20 protein-coding genes are annotated in these 18,819 nt (G+C 64.3%); 6 read left to right on the top strand and 14 right to left on the bottom strand.

Annotated elements, in window-relative coordinates; translation table 11 throughout:
* Positions 1 to 137: 137 nt before the first annotated feature.
* Complete coding sequence (locus IC50_RS15335; RefSeq protein WP_035705989.1) at positions 138 to 818, top strand: hypothetical protein; 681 nt, start codon at positions 138 to 140, stop codon at positions 816 to 818.
* A 3-nt stretch (positions 819 to 821) separates the two neighbouring features.
* Here the strand turns inward: IC50_RS15335 and IC50_RS15340 are convergent, their stop codons facing one another.
* Positions 822 to 1,181 (bottom strand): ArsC family reductase, encoded by a 360-nt coding sequence (locus IC50_RS15340; RefSeq protein ID WP_035705992.1) that lies wholly within the window; start codon positions 1,179 to 1,181, stop codon positions 822 to 824.
* Between the two features lie 104 nt (positions 1,182 to 1,285).
* Here IC50_RS15340 and IC50_RS15345 point away from each other — a divergent pair, with 104 nt between their 5' ends.
* Complete coding sequence (locus IC50_RS15345) at positions 1,286 to 1,657, top strand: tRNA-binding protein (RefSeq protein WP_035706081.1); 372 nt, start codon at positions 1,286 to 1,288, stop codon at positions 1,655 to 1,657.
* 2 nt (positions 1,658 to 1,659) lie between these two features.
* Here IC50_RS15345 and IC50_RS15350 read toward each other — a convergent pair whose 3' ends face one another.
* The 6 genes from IC50_RS15350 to IC50_RS15375 all read right to left on the bottom strand — a co-directional run bounded on the left by IC50_RS15350 (position 1,660) and on the right by IC50_RS15375 (position 7,491).
* A complete protein-coding gene (locus IC50_RS15350) occupies positions 1,660 to 2,364 on the bottom strand; it encodes a glutathione S-transferase family protein (RefSeq protein ID WP_035705995.1) in 705 nt (234 codons plus the stop codon).
* A gap of 218 nt (positions 2,365 to 2,582) precedes the next feature.
* Entirely contained in the window at positions 2,583 to 3,248 is a 666-nt protein-coding gene (locus tag IC50_RS15355) for a DUF429 domain-containing protein (RefSeq protein ID WP_035705997.1), read from the bottom strand.
* Positions 3,249 to 3,316: 68 nt separating this feature from the next.
* A complete protein-coding gene (locus IC50_RS15360; protein WP_085973759.1) occupies positions 3,317 to 4,501 on the bottom strand; it encodes a serine hydrolase domain-containing protein in 1,185 nt (394 codons plus the stop codon).
* A gap of 69 nt (positions 4,502 to 4,570) precedes the next feature.
* Positions 4,571 to 5,263, bottom strand: coding sequence for a GNAT family N-acetyltransferase (locus IC50_RS15365; protein WP_035706002.1), 693 nt, complete (start codon positions 5,261 to 5,263; stop codon positions 4,571 to 4,573).
* Between the two features lie 4 nt (positions 5,264 to 5,267).
* Positions 5,268 to 5,615: a Lin0512 family protein gene (locus tag IC50_RS15370; RefSeq protein ID WP_035706005.1), complete on the bottom strand. Its 348-nt coding sequence runs from the start codon at positions 5,613 to 5,615 to the stop codon at positions 5,268 to 5,270.
* A gap of 211 nt (positions 5,616 to 5,826) precedes the next feature.
* Entirely contained in the window at positions 5,827 to 7,491 is a 1,665-nt protein-coding gene (locus IC50_RS15375) for an acetolactate synthase large subunit (RefSeq protein WP_035706008.1), read from the bottom strand.
* Positions 7,492 to 7,630: 139 nt separating this feature from the next.
* Between IC50_RS15375 and IC50_RS15380 the strand changes: the two genes are divergently transcribed.
* Together IC50_RS15380 and IC50_RS15385 are read left to right on the top strand one after the other, a co-directional pair.
* Positions 7,631 to 8,503 carry a bifunctional helix-turn-helix transcriptional regulator/GNAT family N-acetyltransferase gene (locus tag IC50_RS15380; RefSeq protein ID WP_035706011.1) on the top strand — a complete coding sequence of 291 codons (873 nt, stop codon included), beginning with the start codon at positions 7,631 to 7,633 and terminating at the stop codon, positions 8,501 to 8,503.
* Positions 8,504 to 8,558: 55 nt separating this feature from the next.
* On the top strand, positions 8,559 to 8,945 hold the full coding sequence (locus tag IC50_RS15385) for an ester cyclase (RefSeq protein WP_035706014.1): 387 nt from the start codon (positions 8,559 to 8,561) through the stop codon (positions 8,943 to 8,945).
* Between the two features lie 21 nt (positions 8,946 to 8,966).
* Here the strand turns inward: IC50_RS15385 and IC50_RS15390 are convergent, their stop codons facing one another.
* Positions 8,967 to 10,187 (bottom strand): MFS transporter, encoded by a 1,221-nt coding sequence (locus IC50_RS15390; protein ID WP_035706017.1) that lies wholly within the window; start codon positions 10,185 to 10,187, stop codon positions 8,967 to 8,969.
* Between the two features lie 269 nt (positions 10,188 to 10,456).
* Positions 10,457 to 13,789: a DEAD/DEAH box helicase gene (locus tag IC50_RS15395; protein ID WP_050991009.1), complete on the bottom strand. Its 3,333-nt coding sequence runs from the start codon at positions 13,787 to 13,789 to the stop codon at positions 10,457 to 10,459.
* A gap of 177 nt (positions 13,790 to 13,966) precedes the next feature.
* Between IC50_RS15395 and IC50_RS15400 the strand changes: the two genes are divergently transcribed.
* On the top strand, positions 13,967 to 14,428 hold the full coding sequence (locus IC50_RS15400; protein ID WP_035706019.1) for a cupin domain-containing protein: 462 nt from the start codon (positions 13,967 to 13,969) through the stop codon (positions 14,426 to 14,428).
* Positions 14,429 to 14,446: 18 nt separating this feature from the next.
* On the opposite strand, the gene IC50_RS15405 is transcribed toward IC50_RS15400, so the two are convergent.
* Complete coding sequence (locus tag IC50_RS15405; RefSeq protein WP_035706022.1) at positions 14,447 to 15,025, bottom strand: hypothetical protein; 579 nt, start codon at positions 15,023 to 15,025, stop codon at positions 14,447 to 14,449.
* Positions 15,026 to 15,113: 88 nt separating this feature from the next.
* Complete coding sequence (locus IC50_RS15410; protein ID WP_035706025.1) at positions 15,114 to 15,698, bottom strand: TetR/AcrR family transcriptional regulator; 585 nt, start codon at positions 15,696 to 15,698, stop codon at positions 15,114 to 15,116.
* A 79-nt stretch (positions 15,699 to 15,777) separates the two neighbouring features.
* Here IC50_RS15410 and IC50_RS15415 point away from each other — a divergent pair, with 79 nt between their 5' ends.
* Positions 15,778 to 16,278 (top strand): peptide deformylase, encoded by a 501-nt coding sequence (locus IC50_RS15415; protein ID WP_035706027.1) that lies wholly within the window; start codon positions 15,778 to 15,780, stop codon positions 16,276 to 16,278.
* A gap of 78 nt (positions 16,279 to 16,356) precedes the next feature.
* Here IC50_RS15415 and IC50_RS15420 read toward each other — a convergent pair whose 3' ends face one another.
* From IC50_RS15420 to IC50_RS15430, 3 genes are all read right to left on the bottom strand, one after another.
* Positions 16,357 to 16,719, bottom strand: coding sequence for an ArsR/SmtB family transcription factor (locus IC50_RS15420; RefSeq protein ID WP_035706030.1), 363 nt, complete (start codon positions 16,717 to 16,719; stop codon positions 16,357 to 16,359).
* Positions 16,719 to 17,381: an SRPBCC family protein gene (locus IC50_RS15425; RefSeq protein ID WP_035706033.1), complete on the bottom strand. Its 663-nt coding sequence runs from the start codon at positions 17,379 to 17,381 to the stop codon at positions 16,719 to 16,721. Before IC50_RS15425 ends, IC50_RS15420 begins: the two co-directional genes overlap by 1 nt.
* A 65-nt stretch (positions 17,382 to 17,446) precedes the next feature.
* Positions 17,447 to 18,706 carry a serine hydrolase domain-containing protein gene (locus IC50_RS15430; protein ID WP_035706035.1) on the bottom strand — a complete coding sequence of 420 codons (1,260 nt, stop codon included), beginning with the start codon at positions 18,704 to 18,706 and terminating at the stop codon, positions 17,447 to 17,449.
* Positions 18,707 to 18,819: the final 113 nt, after the last annotated feature.

An 18,819-nucleotide genomic window follows, 5' to 3' on the forward strand; every position in this document is an offset into this window, starting at 1 on the left:
TGCTCCCTTAGTCGGAGATGTCTTGATGCGTGCCTGCCCGGCCTCCCGGTTCGCAAGGCACCGGCCATCAAGCCGTCGTTAACGGTCTTTCGTTCCGTGCGCCAGCCTTCATCAAAAATTTTCTCGCAAGCGGGATCATGCGAGGGTCTTCACGTGCGGAGAATATTGCTTTGGACTTTGCAAGCGCCGCTCCCTCCGTCGTCAAGTCGATCCGGCAACGAGATCTCCTGAACACGTGGCTGCGACTTTATGCGCGCCAGCAGATCGCGCCCGCGATCTGGGAGTACCAGCCTGCACGGCTCGAGGACGAGCTGTCGGATATCATCTACTATACGGTGGAATTTTCAACGCCGACGCCCCGCCTCATCATCCAGAGCGAGGGTACGCGCATCTCGCGCGCCTATGGACATTCCGGCAAGGGCGTTCTGCTCGACGATTATGTCGGGCCGCGGCTCGTTCCGTTCGTGATGCCGATCTATCATGAATGCGTGGCGCGCGGGCTGCCCGTCTACAGCGTGGCCAACGTCGAAGACAGCAGCGGGCGCATCGTCGCCTATGAACGGCTGCTGCTGCCCTTCCAGATCGACGGGCGGGTCTGTCACGTCATCGCCTCGATCAAGACGTTCTGCGAGGACGGCGGCTTCGAGATCAAGAATCTGATGCGCGGAAATGACGCGCTGCCCCGCCCAAAGATGCGCGCAGTGATCGATCGCGAGCTGTTTCATCGCGCTCCCGGCCGCATCGCACCCGCCGAGGCGGTCGAGTTCTCCGACCAGCCGGATCAAGGCATCACCACCGAGATCATCGAGCTGAACTAGCAGTCAGCGCGCTTTGCCACCGACCTCCCTGGCATAGATGTCCGGCTTGAAGCCGACCAGCAGCTTGCCGCCGAATTCCAGCACCGGCCGCTTGATCATCGATGGTTGCGCTAGCATCAACGCCAACGCCTTCTTCTCGCTCAAGCCTTCCTTGTCGGAGTCGGGGAGCTTCTTGAAGGTCGTCCCGGCGCGATTGAGCAGAATCTCCCAGCCGACCTCGTCGCTCCACTGCTTGAGCCGGTCCTTCTCCACGCCCGCCGCCTTGTAGTCGTGAAACTCGTAAGCCACGCCATGGGCATCGAGCCAGGCGCGGGCCTTCTTCATGGTGTCGCAGTTCTTGATGCCGTAGATGATGTTGGGCAAGACATTCCTCGCGCATGGCGTATCGTGATGGACGTGGCGTTGTACGAAACTCCGGTTCGCGCGACAATATTGCGAACGACGCCAACTCGCCGAACGGACATCCCATGCACGTCACCCACGATCCCGCAGCGGCCGCCTCGCCGACGATCGACTTCAACAGCTTCCTCGCCGTCGATATCCGCGTCGGCACCATCGTCGACGCCAAGCCGTTCCCCGAGGCGCGCAAGCCGGCATGGCGGCTGTGGATCGATTTCGGCCCCGCCATCGGCGTGCGCAAGAGCTCGGCCCAGATCACTGAAAACCACCCACTCGATACCCTCGTGGGGCAACAGGTCGCGGCCGTCGTCAATTTCCCGCCGCGCCAGATCGGCCCAGTCGTCTCCGAGGTGCTGACGCTCGGCTTCCCCGATGCGAACGGCAAGGTCGTGCTGGTGCAGCCGAGCAGACCCGTGGCGAACGGCGGACGGCTGTTCTAGGATCACGGCCGCTTCGGAATGTTCAGCCCGCGTTGCACCGCCGGACGCGACAGCCCGCGTTCGAGCCAGTTGCCGACCGCCTTGAACCGGCTGAACTCGACGAGATCGCCGGCGCCATAGAAGCCGATGAGATTGCGCACCCAACCGAGCATGGAGACGTCGGCGATGGTGTAGTCGTCATCCATGAACCACTGCCGGCCGGAAAGATGCGTCTCCATCACGCCGAGCAGGCGCTTGGACTCATTGACGTACCGTTCGAGCGGCCGCTTATCCTCGAAATCCTTGCCGGCGAATTTGTGGAAGAAGCCGACCTGGCCGAACATCGGCCCGATGCCGCCCATCTGGAAGTGCACCCACTGGATGGTCTGGTAGCGGCGCGCGGCGTCCTCCGGCAGGAGCTTGCCGGTCTTCTCCGCGAGGTACTGCAGGATCGCCCCGGACTCGAACAGCGGCAGAGGCCTGCCGCCGGGGCCATTGGGATCGAGGATCGCCGGGATCCTGCCGTTCGGATTGAGCGAGAGGAATTCGGCCGTCTTCTGGTCGTCCCTGCCGAAATCGACCAGATGGACCTCGTAGGGAAGCCCGATCTCCTCCAGCATGATCGAGACCTTGACGCCGTTCGGCGTCGGCAAGGAATAGAGCTGAAGCAGTTCGGGATGTTTGGCGGGCCAGCGCTTGGTGATGGGAAAGGCGGACAGATCGGACATCGGCACTCCGGCTGCATTCGCGAGACGTCGCCCAATCTAGGCGAGCCGGCGAACGGCGCAAGGCGATACGGATTTCACAGGGACCATTGGCCGTGCTGCGCATCGGAGACGGACGAACATCGAGAAGCGCAAGACTGGATGACGAGCATGACTCCGTGAAACCGAGCCGTAAACGCGGGCATTTTGCAGGTGAAAGCGATCGAGAGGCTCGATCGGTTTCAATAGTTGATCTCCATCCGCAAGCCGCGCGGATCGACCTCCTCGCCGCCGACACGCTGCGCGCTGTCACGTGCCGCGACCGCGCAGGCACAGGCGTCGATGAGATCGTCGCTGCCGATGCCAGTGCCGTGGCGTTGCGTCAGCCATCCCTGCAGTCGCGTGAAACCGCGCTGCGCCAGGAGCGCGGTGCGCTGCTCGCGGCCTTGCGCCGATGTCTTCCTCGCGAGACGTGCTCTCCCTGCCAGATTCCAGAAGATCAATTCCGGATGCGCCTCGCCGACGACCGCTTGCCGCGCCGGCGTCATGATCGCATCCACGTCCCGGATCTTGTCCCTGATGTTCCAGAGCTGGGCGGATACACCCCTGCCCGCCCCTTCGTGCTGCCAGTAGTGGCGGTTGGCAGTCGCCATATCGGGAAACGTCCAGAGGTCGCGGCGCGCACCGAGAAACACGGCGGGGCCGACCAGCTCGCGTGCACGCAGGTCGCAAGCGCGGTATCCGCGCGGATTCAATCCGATCGGCATGTCGATCATCGTGCGCGCATGCGGCATCGCGAGCAGGCGCGTCAGGCCCGGCGAATAGTCGAAGCCGTGATGGCCGCGCTCGTCGATCCACGCTGCGACCCAGCCGAAGCGAAAACCATCGAGGCCGAGATAGTTTGGCAATCTATGGATTCCGATATCTGGAAGTCATCTCGGTCACCACTGCGCGGCGGTGTCCAATTCTTTCGGGATCAGCCTCCGACCGCCTGATAGGCCAAGCGCTTGAACTCGAAGAAGAACGGATTCCAGAATCCCATGTAGCGCTGCGTCATCAGCACGCCGGCGGTATCGGCCTCAGGACAGATCCACCAATGGGTGCCGGCAAGGCCGCCCCACTGGAATTCGCCGATCGAGTTCGGGGGATCGAACGGCGTCGGCGCGAAGGTGACGGCGCCGCCGAGGCCAAACCCTTTTCCGGGGCTCGGACCGAGATTGGCAAAGCGGATGGTCTGGCCTGCGGGCAGCTGGTTCGTCATCATCTGCCGGAGCGTGTCCGGCCTCAACAGCGTATCCGAACCCGGCAGCAGCGCGCGGGCCAGCGCCAGCATATCGGGCAAGGTCGAGACCAGACCGCCACCGCCCGACAGGCGCGGCAATTGCCGCCGATAGGCCTGCGGATAAGGCAGATGGTCGGCCCGGGTGAGGCCAGGCTTCATGGGATCGAGCACATCGGTGCCATTGTAGAGCGCAACCAGCCGGCCTTGCTGCGCCTCCGGAACGTGGAAGCCGGTATCGGTCATGCCGAGCAGATCGAAGATGCGCAACTTCAGAAAGACATCGAGCGCCTGGCCGGAGACGACCTCCACGACACGGCCGAGCACGTCGGTCGCCACCGAATATTCCCAGGCCGTACCGGGGTGATAGGACAGCGGCAGCTCGGCGAGCTGGTCGATCAGGTCGGCGAGCGGTGTCAGCGGATTGAGCACGCGCGCCTCGTTGTAGGCTTTGAACAGCACCGTGCCGGGATCGAAGATGCCGTAGCTGAGACCGGCGGTGTGGGTCAGGAGCTGGCGGATCGTGATCGGGCTCTTCGCCGGCTCGACGTCCGACAGACTTGCCGCACCCTGCTTCAGCACCTTGCGATTGCCGAGCTGCGGCAGGAATGTCTCGATCGCATCATCGAGCCCGATGCGGCCTTCCTCCACCAGCAGCATGATCGCGCAGGTGACGAAGATCTTGGTGTTCGAGAACGCGCGGAAAATATGGTCGGGCCGAAGCGTCGTGTTCGCCTCGCGGTCGGCAAAGCCGACGCATTGCTGGTCGACCACCTCGCGCCCACGCAGAACCGCCCAGGATGCGCCCGGAATGATCTCCTGATCGACATAGCGCTGCATCGCCGTTCGTGCGGCGGAAAAATCAGGTGTTCTCGCGTCCATGTATTCCCCCCAATTGTGGTTGGCATCGATATAGCGCGAATTCGCGGGATATGAAGCCCGCCGCGCAGCTCATCCCTGTTTCATCAGCACTGTGACGTGCAGGCGACGCCGAATCCGCATTCCCTGCCGCTGGTACAGCGCAATCGCAGACGTATTGTTCGAAAACACGTGCAGGAACGGAATCTCGCCGCGCGCCTCGATCCGGCGCGCGACCGCCGCGAGCAGCGCCTGTGCATAGCCGCGGCCGCGATAGTCCGGATGCACGCAGACGGCCGTCATCTCGACGAACCTTCCCGGCTTCATCCGCTCCCCCGTCATCGCAACCAATTCGCCACCGGCTCGGATGCCAAGGAAAGTGCCGAGTTCATGGGTCCGCAGCGCAAATGGACCGGGCTTCGTCAGCTCAGTCAGTGCCATCATGGCGGGAACGTCGGCAGCACCCAATGTGACGATCTCGGCATCGCGAAGCGGACTGTCGGCGGGCGAGCCGATCATCTGCTCACCCGTCTCGGCGAGCACCACCTTGAAGCCGGAAGGAATTTCGACCGGCTCCGGCGTGAATAGCGCAGCGACCCGAGTGCCGGACAGTAGATCGCCGAGCGCGGCAAAGCTTGCGGCGGACATGTCGACCATGTCGGCAAAGGGCGTCATGTCCACGGGGTAACGCAGCGCCCGCGGACCACCCTCGGCCAGGTGCTTCTGGCGCGTCGTCAGTGCGCTCCAGATTGGACGATCCAGCAGCGCCAAATCGCTATCGGACACCCGCCTAATCCTTCTCAAAGCTGACGATCACCGCCGCATTGGCGATGAGAATGGGGTCGTTGGCCACTTCCGTGGCCGAGGGAATCTCCAGCCCGCCCTTGACGGCGTTGACGGTCACCGTGCCGTAAGGCAGCTCCTTGGCGACGGCTTCCTTGTCGACGCTTTCCGGATTGGGCACCGCGATCGTGACATCGACGAACATGTCGTTAGCGGTCTTGCCGATCATCCGGAAGAAGCCGAGGCTCGAATGCCTGATGGCATCCGACACCGCCCGCTTGGCGGCCTTGGTGGCGTCCCTGCCGTGGACGTCGACGCCCATGCCCATCTCGGTGACGCAGCGAACACGTGTCATTTCATATTCCTGTGGTTGGTTGGGTGACTGGAAGTGTCGGCGATCGGGGAGTGCAACAAGTGCGGTTGTCATATTGGAACGAGGCGTCTGCCGCAGGCTCCGTCATTGCGAGCGCAGCGAAGCAATCCAGACTCTTTCCGCGGAGACAGTCTGGATTGCTTCGTCGCAAGGGCTCCTCGCAATGACGAACGGTGAGAGCGTCGCACAAAATTCACGCCTTCCATTTCTCGTGCATTCGCAGCTCGTCGACGAGCACGCGCACGTTCTCCGAATAGTCGATCGGAATCGAGACGAGGTGTACGCCGCCCTCCTTGAATGCCGCCTCCAGAGTGGGGACAAAGCGGTCGATGCTCTCGATCCGATGTCCTTTCGCCCCATAAGCCTTCGCGTAGAGAACGAAGTCAGGATTGCCAAAGGTCATGCCGTAATCGGCGAAATGGTCGACGGCCTGTTTCCAGCGGATCATGCCGTAGGCGTTGTCCTCCAGCACGAGCACGACCAGATTAAGCTTGAGGCGGACGGCGGTCTCCATCTCCTGGCTGTTCATCATGAAGCCGCCGTCGCCGGCGACGGCAAGCACGCGGCGGTCGGGATAGAGCATCGCCGCCATCATCGCCGACGGCAGGCCGGCACCCATGGTCGCCAGCGCGTTGTCGAGCAGGAGCGTGTTGGCGACGCGGGTGCGGTAGTTGCGCGCGAACCAGATCTTGTACATGCCGTTGTCGAGCGCGACGATGCCGTTCTCGGGGATCACCTGGCGGATGTCGTGCACGATGCGCTGCGGCGTCGGTGGCCAGCGCGCCTCGGTGGCGCGATCGGCGATATGCCTCAGGATCTCTTCGCGTAGCGGGAGCAGCGCTGCGGCCTGCGGCAGCTTGCCTTCGAGCCGATCCGCCAGCAGTTCCAGGCTCGGGCCGACGTCCCCGACGACCTCGGCATCGGGAAAATAGACCTGCTCGACGCTCGCCGGCGTGTAGCTGACGTGAATGACCTTCGGGCCCGAGGGCCCCATGATGAAGGGCGGCTTCTCGATCGGATCGTGACCGATCGCGACGATCAGGTCGGCGGCGTCGATCGCGTCGTGGACATAATCGCGCTCGGACAATGCGGCGGTGCCCATGTAGAGATTGGTGCCGCCGGGTACGGTGCCCTTCCCCATCTGCGTGGTGAAGAACGGAATGCCAGTCCGCCGCACGAAGCTGGCGATACCGTGGGTCGCGCGCGGCCGGCTGGTCGCAGCCCCCATCATCACCAGCGGGTGTTTCGCGGCTATGATCATCTCGGCGGCGCGGTCGAGCGCGGCGCGGTGTGCGACGGGGATTTCGATCGGATGGACCGGGATCACAGGGACATCGGGCACTTCATCACCGGCGATATCTTCGGGCAGTTCGAGATGCACCGGCCCCGGCCGTTCCTCCATCGCCACACGAAAGGCATCGCGCACCACCGTCGGAATGCTGGAGGCACTGACGATCTGCCGCGACAGCTTCGTCAGCGGCTTCATGGTCGCGACCACGTCGACGATCTGGAAACGGGCCTGCCGGCTGCTCATGATCGGCTTCTGGCCGGTGATAAGGATCATCGGCATCGCACCGAGATGCGCATAGGCGGCGCCGGTTGACAGGTTGAGGGCACCGGGGCCGAGCGTCGACAGACATACGCCGGGCTTGCCGGTCAGCCGCCCATGCGTGGCGGCCATGAAGGCGGCGGCCTGCTCGTGGCGGGTCAGGATCAGCTCGATCCTTGAGGTGCGGAGCGATTCCACCAGATCGAGATTCTCCTCGCCGGGGACGCCGAAGATGCGATCGACGCCCTCGTTTTCGAGCGCCGCGACAAACAGGTCCGATCCCTTTGCCTTGCGTTCCTGCCCGCTCAATGTCGCCTCCGCTTGTTGTAGACCCGAACTCCCCGCGCGGGCGCATGGTAGCGGCTCGCGGCACGGGAACAACTCACAATGAGGCGCGCAACCGCGAGCGCGATTGACAGACCCTGATATCTGACTAAGGTCAGACATCATGCTCGATGCCGTCTCCCGCGTCCGCCGCTTCAACCGGGCCGTCACGTCTGCCGTCGGTGCGCTCGATACCTCGTTCCTCGGGCGGGGCCGGCCGCTCGGGGCGGCGCGCGTGCTCAATGCGATCGGGCACGGGCGCTCGGACGTGGCGGAAATCCGCGACTATCTCGGTCTCGATTCCGGATTGATGAGCCGCCTGCTGCGCAGCCTCGAGGACGAAGGCCTGGTCGAGACCACCGCGCGCGAGGACGATGCGCGCCGGCGGACGGCAAAGCTCACGCGGACGGGCCGTCGCGAGTTCGCGGCCTACGAGGCGCTGTCGAACGCCCAGGCCGAAGGCCTCCTCGCGCAACATTCGCAACGCGAGGCGCTGCTGGCGGCGATGGACCTGATCGCTTCCGCGCTGACGCGCGAGCGAATTGCGCTGGACGAGATGGATCCGCGGCGCGAGGAAGCGCGCTACTGCCTCGGCGAATACTATGCCGAGCTCGGCCGCCGCTTCAGCCAAGGCTTCGACGTTTCGCTGTCGCGCGATCCCGATGCCAAGGACATGCGCCGTCCGCGCGGCACCTTCATCGTCGCGACGTCGGATAGCCTGCCGATCGGCTGCGTGGGTTTGAAGGGAACCGATCACGGCTATGCCGAGATCAAGCGGCTGTGGGTGGCGCCTGCCGCGCGCGGATTGCGGCTCGGCCGACGGCTGATGGACGCGGCCGAGAGCGCGGCGCGGGAACTCGGCATCACGCTGCTGCGGCTCGACACCAACAGTGCGCTGCCCGAAGCCGGTCAGCTCTATCGCAGCACGGGCTGGCGCGAGATCCCCCGCTTCAACGATGATCCCTATCCGGACCTCTTCTTCGAGAAACGCCTCTGAGCTGGACCGGTGCTCGATCCTCGTGCGTTATGGTCGAAGCCGCAGGAGCTTCGATATGATGAGAGACGACCTTGCCGCCATCTACCGCGACTACGTCGCCTGCCTGAACCGGCGGGACTGGCCGGCCCTTGGACAATTCGTGCATGAGGAAGTCGTCCACAACGCGCAGCCTCTCGGACTGGCGGGCTATCGCGCGATGCTGGAACGAGACGTTCGGGAGATCCCGGATCTGCAATTCCACATCGAGATGCTGATCTCCGATCCTCCCCGCATCGCCGCCCGACTGAAGTTTGATTGCGCGCCACCCGGGACATTCCTCGGCCTTGCGGTCAATGGGCAGCGCGTGTCCTTCGGCGAAAACGTGTTCTACGAATTTCGCGACGGCAAGATCCGGCAGGTCTGGTCGGTGATCGACAAGGCCGCGATCGAGGCGCAGCTCTGACGCCGCGCCTCGATCCGGAGCTCACGCCGCCGCCGGCGCCACGTCACCTTGCGGCTTTGCGAAGGGACGGAACGTCATCGCCATCAGGAAGGCACCCAAGCCCATCGCCCAGGAGGCGATGTAGAGCCAGGCATAGCTCGAGAAGGCGTCATAGATCAGGCCGCCGGCGAGCGGGCCGGTCGCCATGCCGAGGCTGCCGGCCATCGCGGTGCCGCCGATCACCGTGCCCATCATCTTGAGCGGGAAGTTCTCGCGGATGAGAACGGCGTAGAGCGGCATGGTGCCGGCATAGATGAAACCGAAGATCGCGCCGACGGCATAGAACGTCGTGAGCTGATGTGCGAAGACATAGGCGAGCGCGCCGAACGCCTGCAGCAGAAGGCCCGAGACCAGCACGCGCTTGGCGCCGAAGCGGTCGCCCATCAGGCCGAAGGCGATGCGCCCGCCGAGGCCGGCAAACCCCTCGACGCTGTAGATCGTCACCGCCGCGACCAGCGGGATGCCGCAGCTCACGGCATAGCTGACGGTGTGGATGATCGGGCCGGAATGGGTCGCGCAGCAGAAGAAGTTGGTGGCCAGCAAGATGAGGAATTGCGGCGAGCGCAGCGCTTCGCCCATCGACATCTCGCCTGGCGCAGCGCCCTCGCCGGCCGGTGCGGCCGCTGCATGCTCAAGCGCAGGCGGACGGCGCACCAGGAACGAGACCGGGATCATGATGGCACCGACCACGAGCGCGACGATCTGCATCGAGGTGCGCCAGTCGTGGCCGGAGACGAGCCAGGCCGCCAGCGGCGACATCGTCATCGGCGCCATGCCCATGCCGGCCGAGACCAGCGACACCGCGAGGCTGCGGTTGGTGTCGAACCAGCCGGTGACGGTCGCCATCATCGGCGCGAAGATCGCGGCACATGAGGCGCCGACGAGAAGGCCGAACACGATCTGGAACACGATCAGCGAGGTCGCGTGGCTCGCCGCGAACAGGCTGAGCGCAAGCACGGTCGACCCCGTCAGCACCACCGGCAGCGGCCCGAACCTGTCCGTCGCCGTGCCCCAGGCCATGCTGGTGAAAGCCATCGCCAGAAAGCCGATCGTCATCGCGCTGGAGATTCCGGTCACCGACCAGCCGGTGTCCTTGGCGATCGGCTGCAGGAACACCGGCAGCGAAAACATGCCGCCGATCGCGACGCAGCCGAGCAAGCCACCGGCGGCGACAATCACCCAGCGATAGTTGGAAGAAATCATTTCGGCCTCCGTCAGGTCTGTCTCACGTGGAAGACGAACGGGAACAGCACCGGCCGACAAGAGTGACGTGATTTTTGCCGCACGCTTTTGTGACCTGAAGCAAAAATGAAAAAACAACCCCATGCACAGTAGCCGGCACCAGCGGGATCAATGACTTACGAGGACAGTCATTTGCGATGTCGGGCAAAACACCGGCATAGTGGCGTCTTCCCCATTTGACAGCATCGCGCCCTAGAGTCCAACGCCGGACACCGCAGCGCCGCGCTCGGTCAAGCCTCGAACAAGGCCTTGACGTCGTCCTCGGTGAGCGCCGAAGCGATCTGTCCCTCGCGTTCGAACAGGCTGTCGGCCAGAGCCCGCTTTCGGGCCTTGAGCTCGTCCATCTTCTGCTCGATGGTGCCGGCAGCGACCAATCTGTAAACGAACACCGCCTTGTCTTGCCCGATCCGGTAGGCACGATCGATGGCCTGCTCCTCGACGGCGGGATTCCACCAGGGATCGAAGATGATCACGGTGTCCGCGGCGGTGAGATTGAGGCCCACCCCACCCGCCTTCAGACTCACGAGGAACACGTCCGCCGCTCCGTTCTGAAAGGCTTCGATCGCTGTCTTGCGGTCCTTGGTATCGCCGGTGAGGAGGCTGTAATGCAGGCCGTCGGCGTCGAAGCGGCGCCGGATAAGATCGAGCATGGAGGTGAACTGGGAGAAGACGATGATCTTCCGGCCCTCGCTCAACAGCTCCGATACCATCTCGATCAGACGCTCGAGCTTGGCCGACGGCCGCTCCACGCCGTCCCGCAACTTCAGCAGCGCCGGATCACAACAGGCCTGCCGCATTCTCAGCAGGGCCTCCAGCACCACGATGTGGCTCTTCGCCAAGCCACGCTCTGCGATGGCCTGGCGAACCCTGCGCGACATCGACAGCCGTATCGAGTCATAGAGGTCGCGCTGCGGCTCTTCGAGCGCGATCGTCTCCAGGATCTCGCTCTTGGCAGGCAGTTCCGTGGCCACTTCAGTCTTGGTCCGGCGCAGCAGGAAGGGCCTGGTCCGCTGCGCCAGCGCTGCGGCACGAACCTTGTCGCCACGCTTCTCGATCGGCGTGCGCCATTGGCGCGAGAACGTCGCCTTGTCCCCGAGATAGCCCGGATTTGCGAAGCTCATGATCGACCACAGCTCGCCGAGATGATTTTCCATCGGCGTGCCGGTGAGACAGAAGCGGTGCGCTGCCTTGATGTCGCGCAACCAGCGCGTGGTGGCAGCGGCGGGATTCTTGACGGCCTGCGCCTCGTCCAGCACGGCGATGTGCCATTCCCGCGTCAGAAGCACCTCCCGGTCCCGCGCGATCAAAGGATACGTCGTCAGCACGAGATCATGCTCGGCAACGGCCGCGAACTTCTCCTTGCGGGCTGGCCCCTGGAGCACGAGCACCTTCAAATCCGGCGCGAATTTCTGCGCTTCGGCCGACCAGTTGGTCATCAGGCTCGTCGGCGCGACGACCAGCACGGGGCTGGTGAGCCGCCCCCGCTGCTTTTCCAGCATGATCAAGGCCAGAATCTGAACTGTCTTGCCAAGGCCCATGTCGTCGGCGAGGACACCGCCCAATCCGCTCTCGCGGAGCAGATCGAGCCATGCCACACCCTGGGCTTGATAGGGCCGAAGCGTCGCGCGAAAGGTCGGCGGAAGCTCAGGCACGGTCAATCCCCGTACCCGAAGCAGGCTGGCGAGACGACGGAGATTATCGGCGCCGCGGAAAACGAAACTCTCGTTCTCCACTCCCAGCAGCGGAACGACCTCCGCTTGCGATAGCCTGATCTGCTTCGAACCATCGGCGAGCGTACCGTTCAGGTACAAACCATGCAGCGCCAGCACCAACGGAAGGAAGCGATCGGCGGCCAGCGCCAGCTTGCGGCCGTCGCTCAGCGGCAGATAAAATCGATCGCCCTTTTCAGCGAGTTGTCTCAACCGGTCTGGCGTGAAGTCGGGCGCCGAGACCAGCGCGGCCACGTGCGGGGCAAGGTCGTGGCGCTTGCCGTCGATGTCGATGCCGAGCGCGAGCTCGAACCAGTCGATGCCGCTCGATTCAATCGCGGCATCGAAGTCGCCCGAGGAGTCCGCGAGCCGGAACGGAAAATCCTCGTCGACCACAATCTCGAAGCCTTCCGATCGCAACTGCTCGGCATGCTGGGCGAGAAAATCGAACCAGCCGCCCTGGTCGGTCAGCGTGAGATCCGCGGCATGACGGTAATCGAGCGTCGGCAGCGCCGCCCTCGCATCACGAAGACCGATATCTGCCAGCCGCTTGCGTGCCTGCTTTTCCTTGCCTTGTCGCCGCGCGATCGCGAACAACTTGCCGGCTTGAAACAGCTCCACCCGGCTCGCTCGCTGGGTTGGATCGATGTCGAACCCGCCATAGCGGAATCCCAGGCTGGCGACGGCCGCCGGCCCGCGCTCTTGGGTCCCGCCGCGAGAGTGGAAGTAGTAGCTCGCGAGGTGACCTTGCCGCAGCCGCAGCACCGGACGAGGGTCCTCTTCGATCGTTACCGCGACAGTCGGCGGCGCCGGCAGGAGGCCATGATGAAGCTCGGGCAGCTTCTGACCGAGCCGGCGCGAGACCTCCTCCACCTGCGCGCGCGGAATGGCGGGAGCTGACAGGATCTGGAAGGCCAGTCGTGGCGGCACGCCCAGCTGCACCGGTCCGATCAGCCCGGACGCCACATCGACATAGACCGGTGGCTCGGCGTTGAGAGCGACCGCTGCCGCGACGGCGAGACGAGGTGTGAGGCCGCGTTTTCCAAACTGCTGCCATTCGAGCCGGCCTTCGCGCGCGTCTCCCCACTTCAGCGGCGCGCCCTTGTGGTCGCGCCAGAACGCCCGTCCGGTCGCCACGATCCGCTGCAGCAGTTCCTCCGGATAAGGTCCCTGCTCGTAATAGCTGCGGGCGCCGGCCACCACTTGCGTCATGATGTCGACGTCGACATCGCGGAAGTATTTCGGCGCCCGCTCAGGCTTGAACTCGTGGAGGCTGGGGCTGCTATAATTATCGGCGAAGCCGCCGTCCTTGAGGACGCGGACGGACCGCAAGGACAGTTCCAGCCGCGGCATTGCGTGATCGGAGGGCTCCAGGCAATACAGCAGGCACTGGCTCTGATCCCCACCGCTGCCTCGTGCCGCCCGGCCGACACTGTCGATCCAGCTGTTGAGCTCGGACGAGAGAACCGGAGGTGCCGAGGGGGCGCTGTGGACGGCTTGTGTGTGCGTTGCCGGGGCCTCCTTCCCGCTCAGCGCCTCGAGCATGGTTGCGGCGACATGCTTGCAATTGTAGTCCATCGGACAACTACAATCGCCATCGAGGTCGGTGAGCTCGTCACCGCTGAACCCCAACAGGATGTCGACGCGATATCTGTTGGCTCCGCTGCCGCGCACCTGCGCGCTGACGTGCTTCAGGTCGGCGCTGACGTTCACGTTCGAGACGCGGCGCTGGGCCTGATAGGCGACCGCCTTTTCCATCGCCGACCGGCTGAAGTAATTGTAGATCGACTTGCGCTTGAGAACGTCCGAGAGCACTTGCAGCAATTCCAGGATCCGGTTTTGAGCTTTCAGCATAGCCGCTTGGCCCGGGTCGTTGTAGCCGCAACGTCCCGGTTCCCCACAGTCCGCCGCTCCTGCGTTCTCAAGGGCTTGCCGGCCATGGATTGATCCTCTCGACGGCGCGAGGCCTCGCCGAGGCCTGACGCCATCGGTGATTTGACACTTCGGGCAAAGCACCTGCACAATCCCATCATGCCAAAGATCGACATCGCTGCCGTGCCGGCCCGCAAGGGCTCCGGCTATCCGGCGCCCTTCGACGCGCCTTGCGCCGAGCGCATTCGCAAGCGGCTCGGCGATGCCGGAAGCTTGTCGGATTTCGGCGTCAACCTGATGCGCCTGCCGCCGGGCGGCTGGTCGAGCCAGCGGCACTGGCATTCGCATGAGGACGAGTTCGTCTACATCCTCGAAGGCGAAGTGACGCTGGTCGAGGATGATGGTGAAACCGTGCTGCGCGCCGGTGATTGCGCGGCCTTCCCCAAGGCAAGCGGCAACGGCCATCAAATGATCAACAGGTCGAGCGTGACGGCGGTTTATCTCGAAGTCGGCTCGCGCTCGCAAGCCGACCTCATCACCTGTTCCGACATCGACATGATGAGTCCGGCGTCCGACGGCCGCTTCCTGCACAAGGACGGCACGCCTTATCCTGACGCGTGAAGCGTCTGGATCAACGCCTCACATGGCCGCGCTGCGGCGCCACGTGCTCACGGTCAGCCAGACCGCCGAGACCAGGAAGTAGAGCGCGCCGACCGCAGCGTAGCCCGCGACATTCGCAATCGAAGGCACCGCAGGCATCGAGGCCTGGAAGATGAAGAAGCCGCCCGCCAGGGCCGACTGGCCACCGCTGAGCACCATGGCCCACTGCGCGCCGAAACGCTTCCAGCGCCGCACAGCCGTGCCGAGCTGGAGCACTCCGGACAGGATGGCCCAGGTCCCGAAGATTCCGAGCACCCAGTTCATGCTCACCTGCAAGGCCAGGACGACCGCGACGGTCGTCGCCAGGCTGACCAGCACGTTCAGTCCCTGCGTGCGGTTCTGGCTCAACCCGCCGCTGCAGAGCGCGTCGAGATAATTGGCCGCGGCATCCCATGCCGGATAGGCGACGAGCAGCGCCGCTGCGATCACCGTCGACGAGGGCGCGATCGCGAAGGCCGCAATCACCCAGGCGACGGAAAACGCGGCACGCAGGAAGTAGTAGTGTTTCAGCCATTGCGCCTGGTCGGCCGCGCCCAAAACCATCTCGCCATCTTTCATTGTCCTATCCTTACCTACTAGTTGGTAGTCTTGCACGCGAAACAGAAAGCCCGAGCCGCCCTGACCGGCATCACCCGTGTCGACCTCGTCAGTGTCTGGTGGAAAGCCGGTCCAGCAGCGGCCGGGTGATGATCCCGAACATCTTGGGATCGCCATAGGCGCGCGCCGACAGCATCGCGCCGTGGACGGTCGCCATGAATCCCTCCGCCTCGACCCGTGCCGTGCTGGAGAGGTGAAGCCGCCCTTGCCGCTTGCCGCGCTCCATGACCGATGTCAGCCAGGACGCCAGGGAACGGAAATGCGCGCGGACTTCGAGCGCCACCTCCTCAGGCAGGATCGGAAGCTCGCTGGCCAGGAGCGCGCAGACGCAGAACGGGGCCGTCGCGTTCCTGATGCACGCCTCCCAATACGCGACATAGCTCTTGAGCTGCTCGCCTGGGTCTGCGACATGGCGTTCGAGCGCCGACAGTCCCGCCTGGGCCTCCTCGCGATAGCGGGAGACAAGGGTGCGGACCAGGTCGACCTTGCTGGCGAAATGGTGGTGGATGCTCGGCTTGCGGATGCCGACGACATCGGCGATGTCGGCGTAGCTGAAGCCGTTATAGCCGCCCGCGATGATCAGCGTGCGGGCGCAGGCGAGAATGTCGTCGGCGGTCGAGGAAACAGTGCTCATGGCCTTTAACTACCTTCCAGTAGGTAGACGGTCAAGCGGAATGGCTTCAATGATCCGTGAGTGAGTGGTAGGAGCCTGAATGACCATTCGCCCGATCGTCCGCTATCCCGACCCCCGGCTTGCGCTGCCGGCCCGCCCCGTCACTGCATTCGACGATTCCTTGCGCCACCTTGCGAACGACCTGCTGGAGACCATGCGCGCCGCGCCCGGCATCGGCATCACCGCGCCTCACATCGGCGTCCCCTTGCGCGTCGTGGTGCTGGAGCTCGACGCCAAGGACGGCGCGCGGACCTACGTCAATCCGGAGATCACATGGGCCTCGCCCGAGATGATCCTGCATCGTGAAGGCAGCGTCTCGATGCCTGGGGTCAACGACGAGGTGCAGCGCCATGCACGGGTGCGGATCAGCTATCAGGATGTCGAGGGCGACAGACGAACCGAGGAATCGGACGGCTTGCGCGCGGTGTGCCACCAGCACGAGATCGACCAGCTCGACGGCGTATTCTGGATCCAGCGGCTGTCGCGGCTGAAGCGCGAGCGGCTGGTGAAGAGATTCGAGAAGATGTCGCGGAACTCGTAAGGTGGATTGAAGCGTGATGGGATCAGGTTGGATTGCTCCAGGGAAGTGCACTCCCTCTCGCTGACGTGCCCAACGAGCTCATGCCCTCTTCCCGCTCCGCCCAGTGATCGGAGCCTTGCGACGCTCGCGTTTGCCGCGCGCGATTTCGGTTGCCAGCGCGTCCAGCTTCGGCTCCCAGAAATTCCTGAACTGGCCGATCCATGCATCCACGGCGCGAAGCCCGGCAGCGTCGACCGAATAGAGCCGCCTTTGCGCCTCCGCCCGTACGCTGGCAAAGCCGCTCTCGCGCAGCACCTTGAGGTGCTGCGACACGGCCGCCTGGGTGATGCCGAACTCGGCCCCGACCACTTCGACGACCTCACCGGACGCCATTTCGCCGGGCGCGAGCAGCTCGAGAATGCGGCGGCGCACCGGATCGGCGAGGACCTCGAAGGCGTGCATCAGCTTCCTGTGCCGGGATGAGCGATGTCGGGCGGCACCTCGCCACGATAAAAGGCAATGGTGCGGTCCGAACGCTGCTTCGCCGTGTCGGGATCGACCCCGCTTGCGACGTGCGCTGCGCGCCAATACTCGCCGCTTGTCGTCATGAATTCCTTGCCCTCGGGCGAGCCCATCCAGGCCTCGGCCGTCTCATGATCGACCGATGCCCCGGTCGCAAGATATCGGTCAAGTCCCGCAAGCGCGAGGTCCCAACCGATGCCCACCGCACCCGGGCCGAACTGATTCCAATGATCCTCGATGATCGCGGTGTGCTCAAGCGTCAAGCGCGCCTGGCTTCGTTCTGCTGTCAGCTTGACGTCGATCCAGCTCGTCGCGCCACCGAATTCCCATGTCGCGGCAAAATGGGTCGGCGGCGTACACGCCGTAATGGTGCCGCCCGCATTGCCCTTGAGCTGGTACTTGCCGCCGAGTTTGAGGTCTCCCTCGACCGGCAGAAACCAGCGCGGAATGCGCTCCTTGCTAGTCACGGCATCCCAGAGATCGTCGACGCTGGTGTCGTAGAGCCGCGTCAGCGTCACCGCACTCGCCGGTTTCCCGTCCTTCTCGAAATTCGTCACCGAACGCGTGACGAGCCCCAACACCCTGGCGACGTCGATCTGCATTGGATTCCTCTTGATGGTCTCTCGTTGGAGGAGGAATATCGATCTTCACTAATATAAGTCAATACTTATATTACGCCCGCCATCAGCGCCTTCGCCAGCGCCATATACGCCGGCAGCGTCACGGGATCGTTGGCGGCATTGCCCGCCATGGGGTGCGAGGCGTAGCGCGCGATCACCATCTCGGCCTTGGGATCGACATAGATACCCTGGCCGTAGACGCCGCGCGCCATGTAGGCGCCGTGCGCGTTGTGCGTGACCCACCATTGATTGCAATAGGATGCGCCTGGCAGCGTGGTGTAGCCGGCCGGTTTGAACTTTTCGACGTCGCCGCCGCGCGCGATGTCCTCGACCACCTGTGACGGCACGATCTGGCGGCCGTTGAAGCGGCCGTGATTGCGCATGGTCTCGCCGAAGCGGGCGAGATCGCGCAGCGTGGTGGAGAGGCCACCACCGCCGCTCTCGGTGCCGATGCGGTCGACGTGATAATGCGCATCCTCCTCCGCCCCCATCGGCTGCCAGATGCGCTCGGAGAGCAGGTCGGACAGCGTCATGCCGCTGGTGCGGCGGCAGATCCAGGCCAGCACGTCGGTGTTGACGGTCTTGTAGGCGAAGGCCTTGCCGTGCTCGCCCTGCTTCTTCTGCGCGATGAGGAAATCGAAGATGGTGGTCGGGCCGTCATAATCTGCCGGGATCGGCGCCATGCCGTTGGCGCGCCGCAGGCCCCACACGTCCGAATTCTTGTCGGTGTAGACCTCAGTGTAGGCGAGCCCCGTGGTCATATCCATGACCTCGTGCACGCGCGCGTCCCCAAACGCGCTCGCCTTCAACTCCGGCACGTAGTCCGCGACCTGTGCCTGCGGATCGATCTTGCCCTCGGCGACCAGAATGCCGGCGAGAACGCCGGTGAAGGACTTCGTCACCGACATCCCGATATGCGGCTTGTGCGGCTGCAACGCGCCGAAATAGCGCTCATGGATCAGCCTGCCCCGATGCAGCACGGCGATGCCGTCGGTGTAGGTCTCCTCCAGCATCTTTGCGAAGGTCATGGGCCGGCCGTCCATCGTGGTCGAGGCCACCGCGCCGATGTCGTGATCCTCGCGCGAAAACACCGACGCCGGCCCTGCCCCGCGCCAGACGTTCACCGTCGGCACCAGCTGACGGATGTTGCTCCAGGCCCAGCGGAGTTCGGGGAAGCTGCGGAAGGAGCCGTCCTGGAAGGTGATGGTGCGGTCGGGCGACGGCGGAAAGCCGCGCATCCAGCCGAGGGTTTCGGGGTCGGTGGCGGTGGAGGATGCAGGTTGGCTGGCGGTGGGCGCGACGGACATGAAGGGAGCTCCGGAGGGCACGATATCGGCGTCGTACCATGGGAGCGCGCGGCCCACATCCGGCGTTTGCGCCGAGGTGATCGTCGTTACGCGAAGCCTGGCTCCGACTCGGA

This window comes from Bradyrhizobium genomosp. I (2014), assembly GCF_000261685.1.
GTDB lineage: Bacteria > Pseudomonadota > Alphaproteobacteria > Rhizobiales > Xanthobacteraceae > Bradyrhizobium.

What these genes read in the sequence shown, in the direction of transcription:
- IC50_RS15360 (WP_085973759.1), bottom strand. Translation starts at nt 4,501, where the DNA reads ATGGACGCGAGAACACCTGATTTTTCCGCCGCACGAACGGCGATGCAG.
- IC50_RS15350 (WP_035705995.1), bottom strand. Translation starts at nt 2,364, where the DNA reads ATGTCCGATCTGTCCGCCTTTCCCATCACCAAGCGCTGGCCCGCCAAA.
- IC50_RS15405 (WP_035706022.1), bottom strand. Translation starts at nt 15,025, where the DNA reads ATGAAAGATGGCGAGATGGTTTTGGGCGCGGCCGACCAGGCGCAATGG.
- IC50_RS15410 (WP_035706025.1), bottom strand. Translation starts at nt 15,698, where the DNA reads ATGAGCACTGTTTCCTCGACCGCCGACGACATTCTCGCCTGCGCCCGC.
- IC50_RS15380 (WP_035706011.1), top strand. Translation starts at nt 7,631, where the DNA reads ATGCTCGATGCCGTCTCCCGCGTCCGCCGCTTCAACCGGGCCGTCACG.
- IC50_RS15425 (WP_035706033.1), bottom strand. Translation starts at nt 17,381, where the DNA reads ATGCAGATCGACGTCGCCAGGGTGTTGGGGCTCGTCACGCGTTCGGTG.
- IC50_RS15420 (WP_035706030.1), bottom strand. Translation starts at nt 16,719, where the DNA reads ATGCACGCCTTCGAGGTCCTCGCCGATCCGGTGCGCCGCCGCATTCTC.
- IC50_RS15385 (WP_035706014.1), top strand. Translation starts at nt 8,559, where the DNA reads ATGATGAGAGACGACCTTGCCGCCATCTACCGCGACTACGTCGCCTGC.
- IC50_RS15430 (WP_035706035.1), bottom strand. Translation starts at nt 18,706, where the DNA reads ATGTCCGTCGCGCCCACCGCCAGCCAACCTGCATCCTCCACCGCCACC.
- IC50_RS15335 (WP_035705989.1), top strand. Translation starts at nt 138, where the DNA reads ATGCGAGGGTCTTCACGTGCGGAGAATATTGCTTTGGACTTTGCAAGC.
- IC50_RS15370 (WP_035706005.1), bottom strand. Translation starts at nt 5,615, where the DNA reads ATGACACGTGTTCGCTGCGTCACCGAGATGGGCATGGGCGTCGACGTC.
- IC50_RS15345 (WP_035706081.1), top strand. Translation starts at nt 1,286, where the DNA reads ATGCACGTCACCCACGATCCCGCAGCGGCCGCCTCGCCGACGATCGAC.
- IC50_RS15390 (WP_035706017.1), bottom strand. Translation starts at nt 10,187, where the DNA reads ATGATTTCTTCCAACTATCGCTGGGTGATTGTCGCCGCCGGTGGCTTG.
- IC50_RS15400 (WP_035706019.1), top strand. Translation starts at nt 13,967, where the DNA reads ATGCCAAAGATCGACATCGCTGCCGTGCCGGCCCGCAAGGGCTCCGGC.
- IC50_RS15415 (WP_035706027.1), top strand. Translation starts at nt 15,778, where the DNA reads ATGACCATTCGCCCGATCGTCCGCTATCCCGACCCCCGGCTTGCGCTG.
- IC50_RS15395 (WP_050991009.1), bottom strand. Translation starts at nt 13,789, where the DNA reads ATGCTGAAAGCTCAAAACCGGATCCTGGAATTGCTGCAAGTGCTCTCG.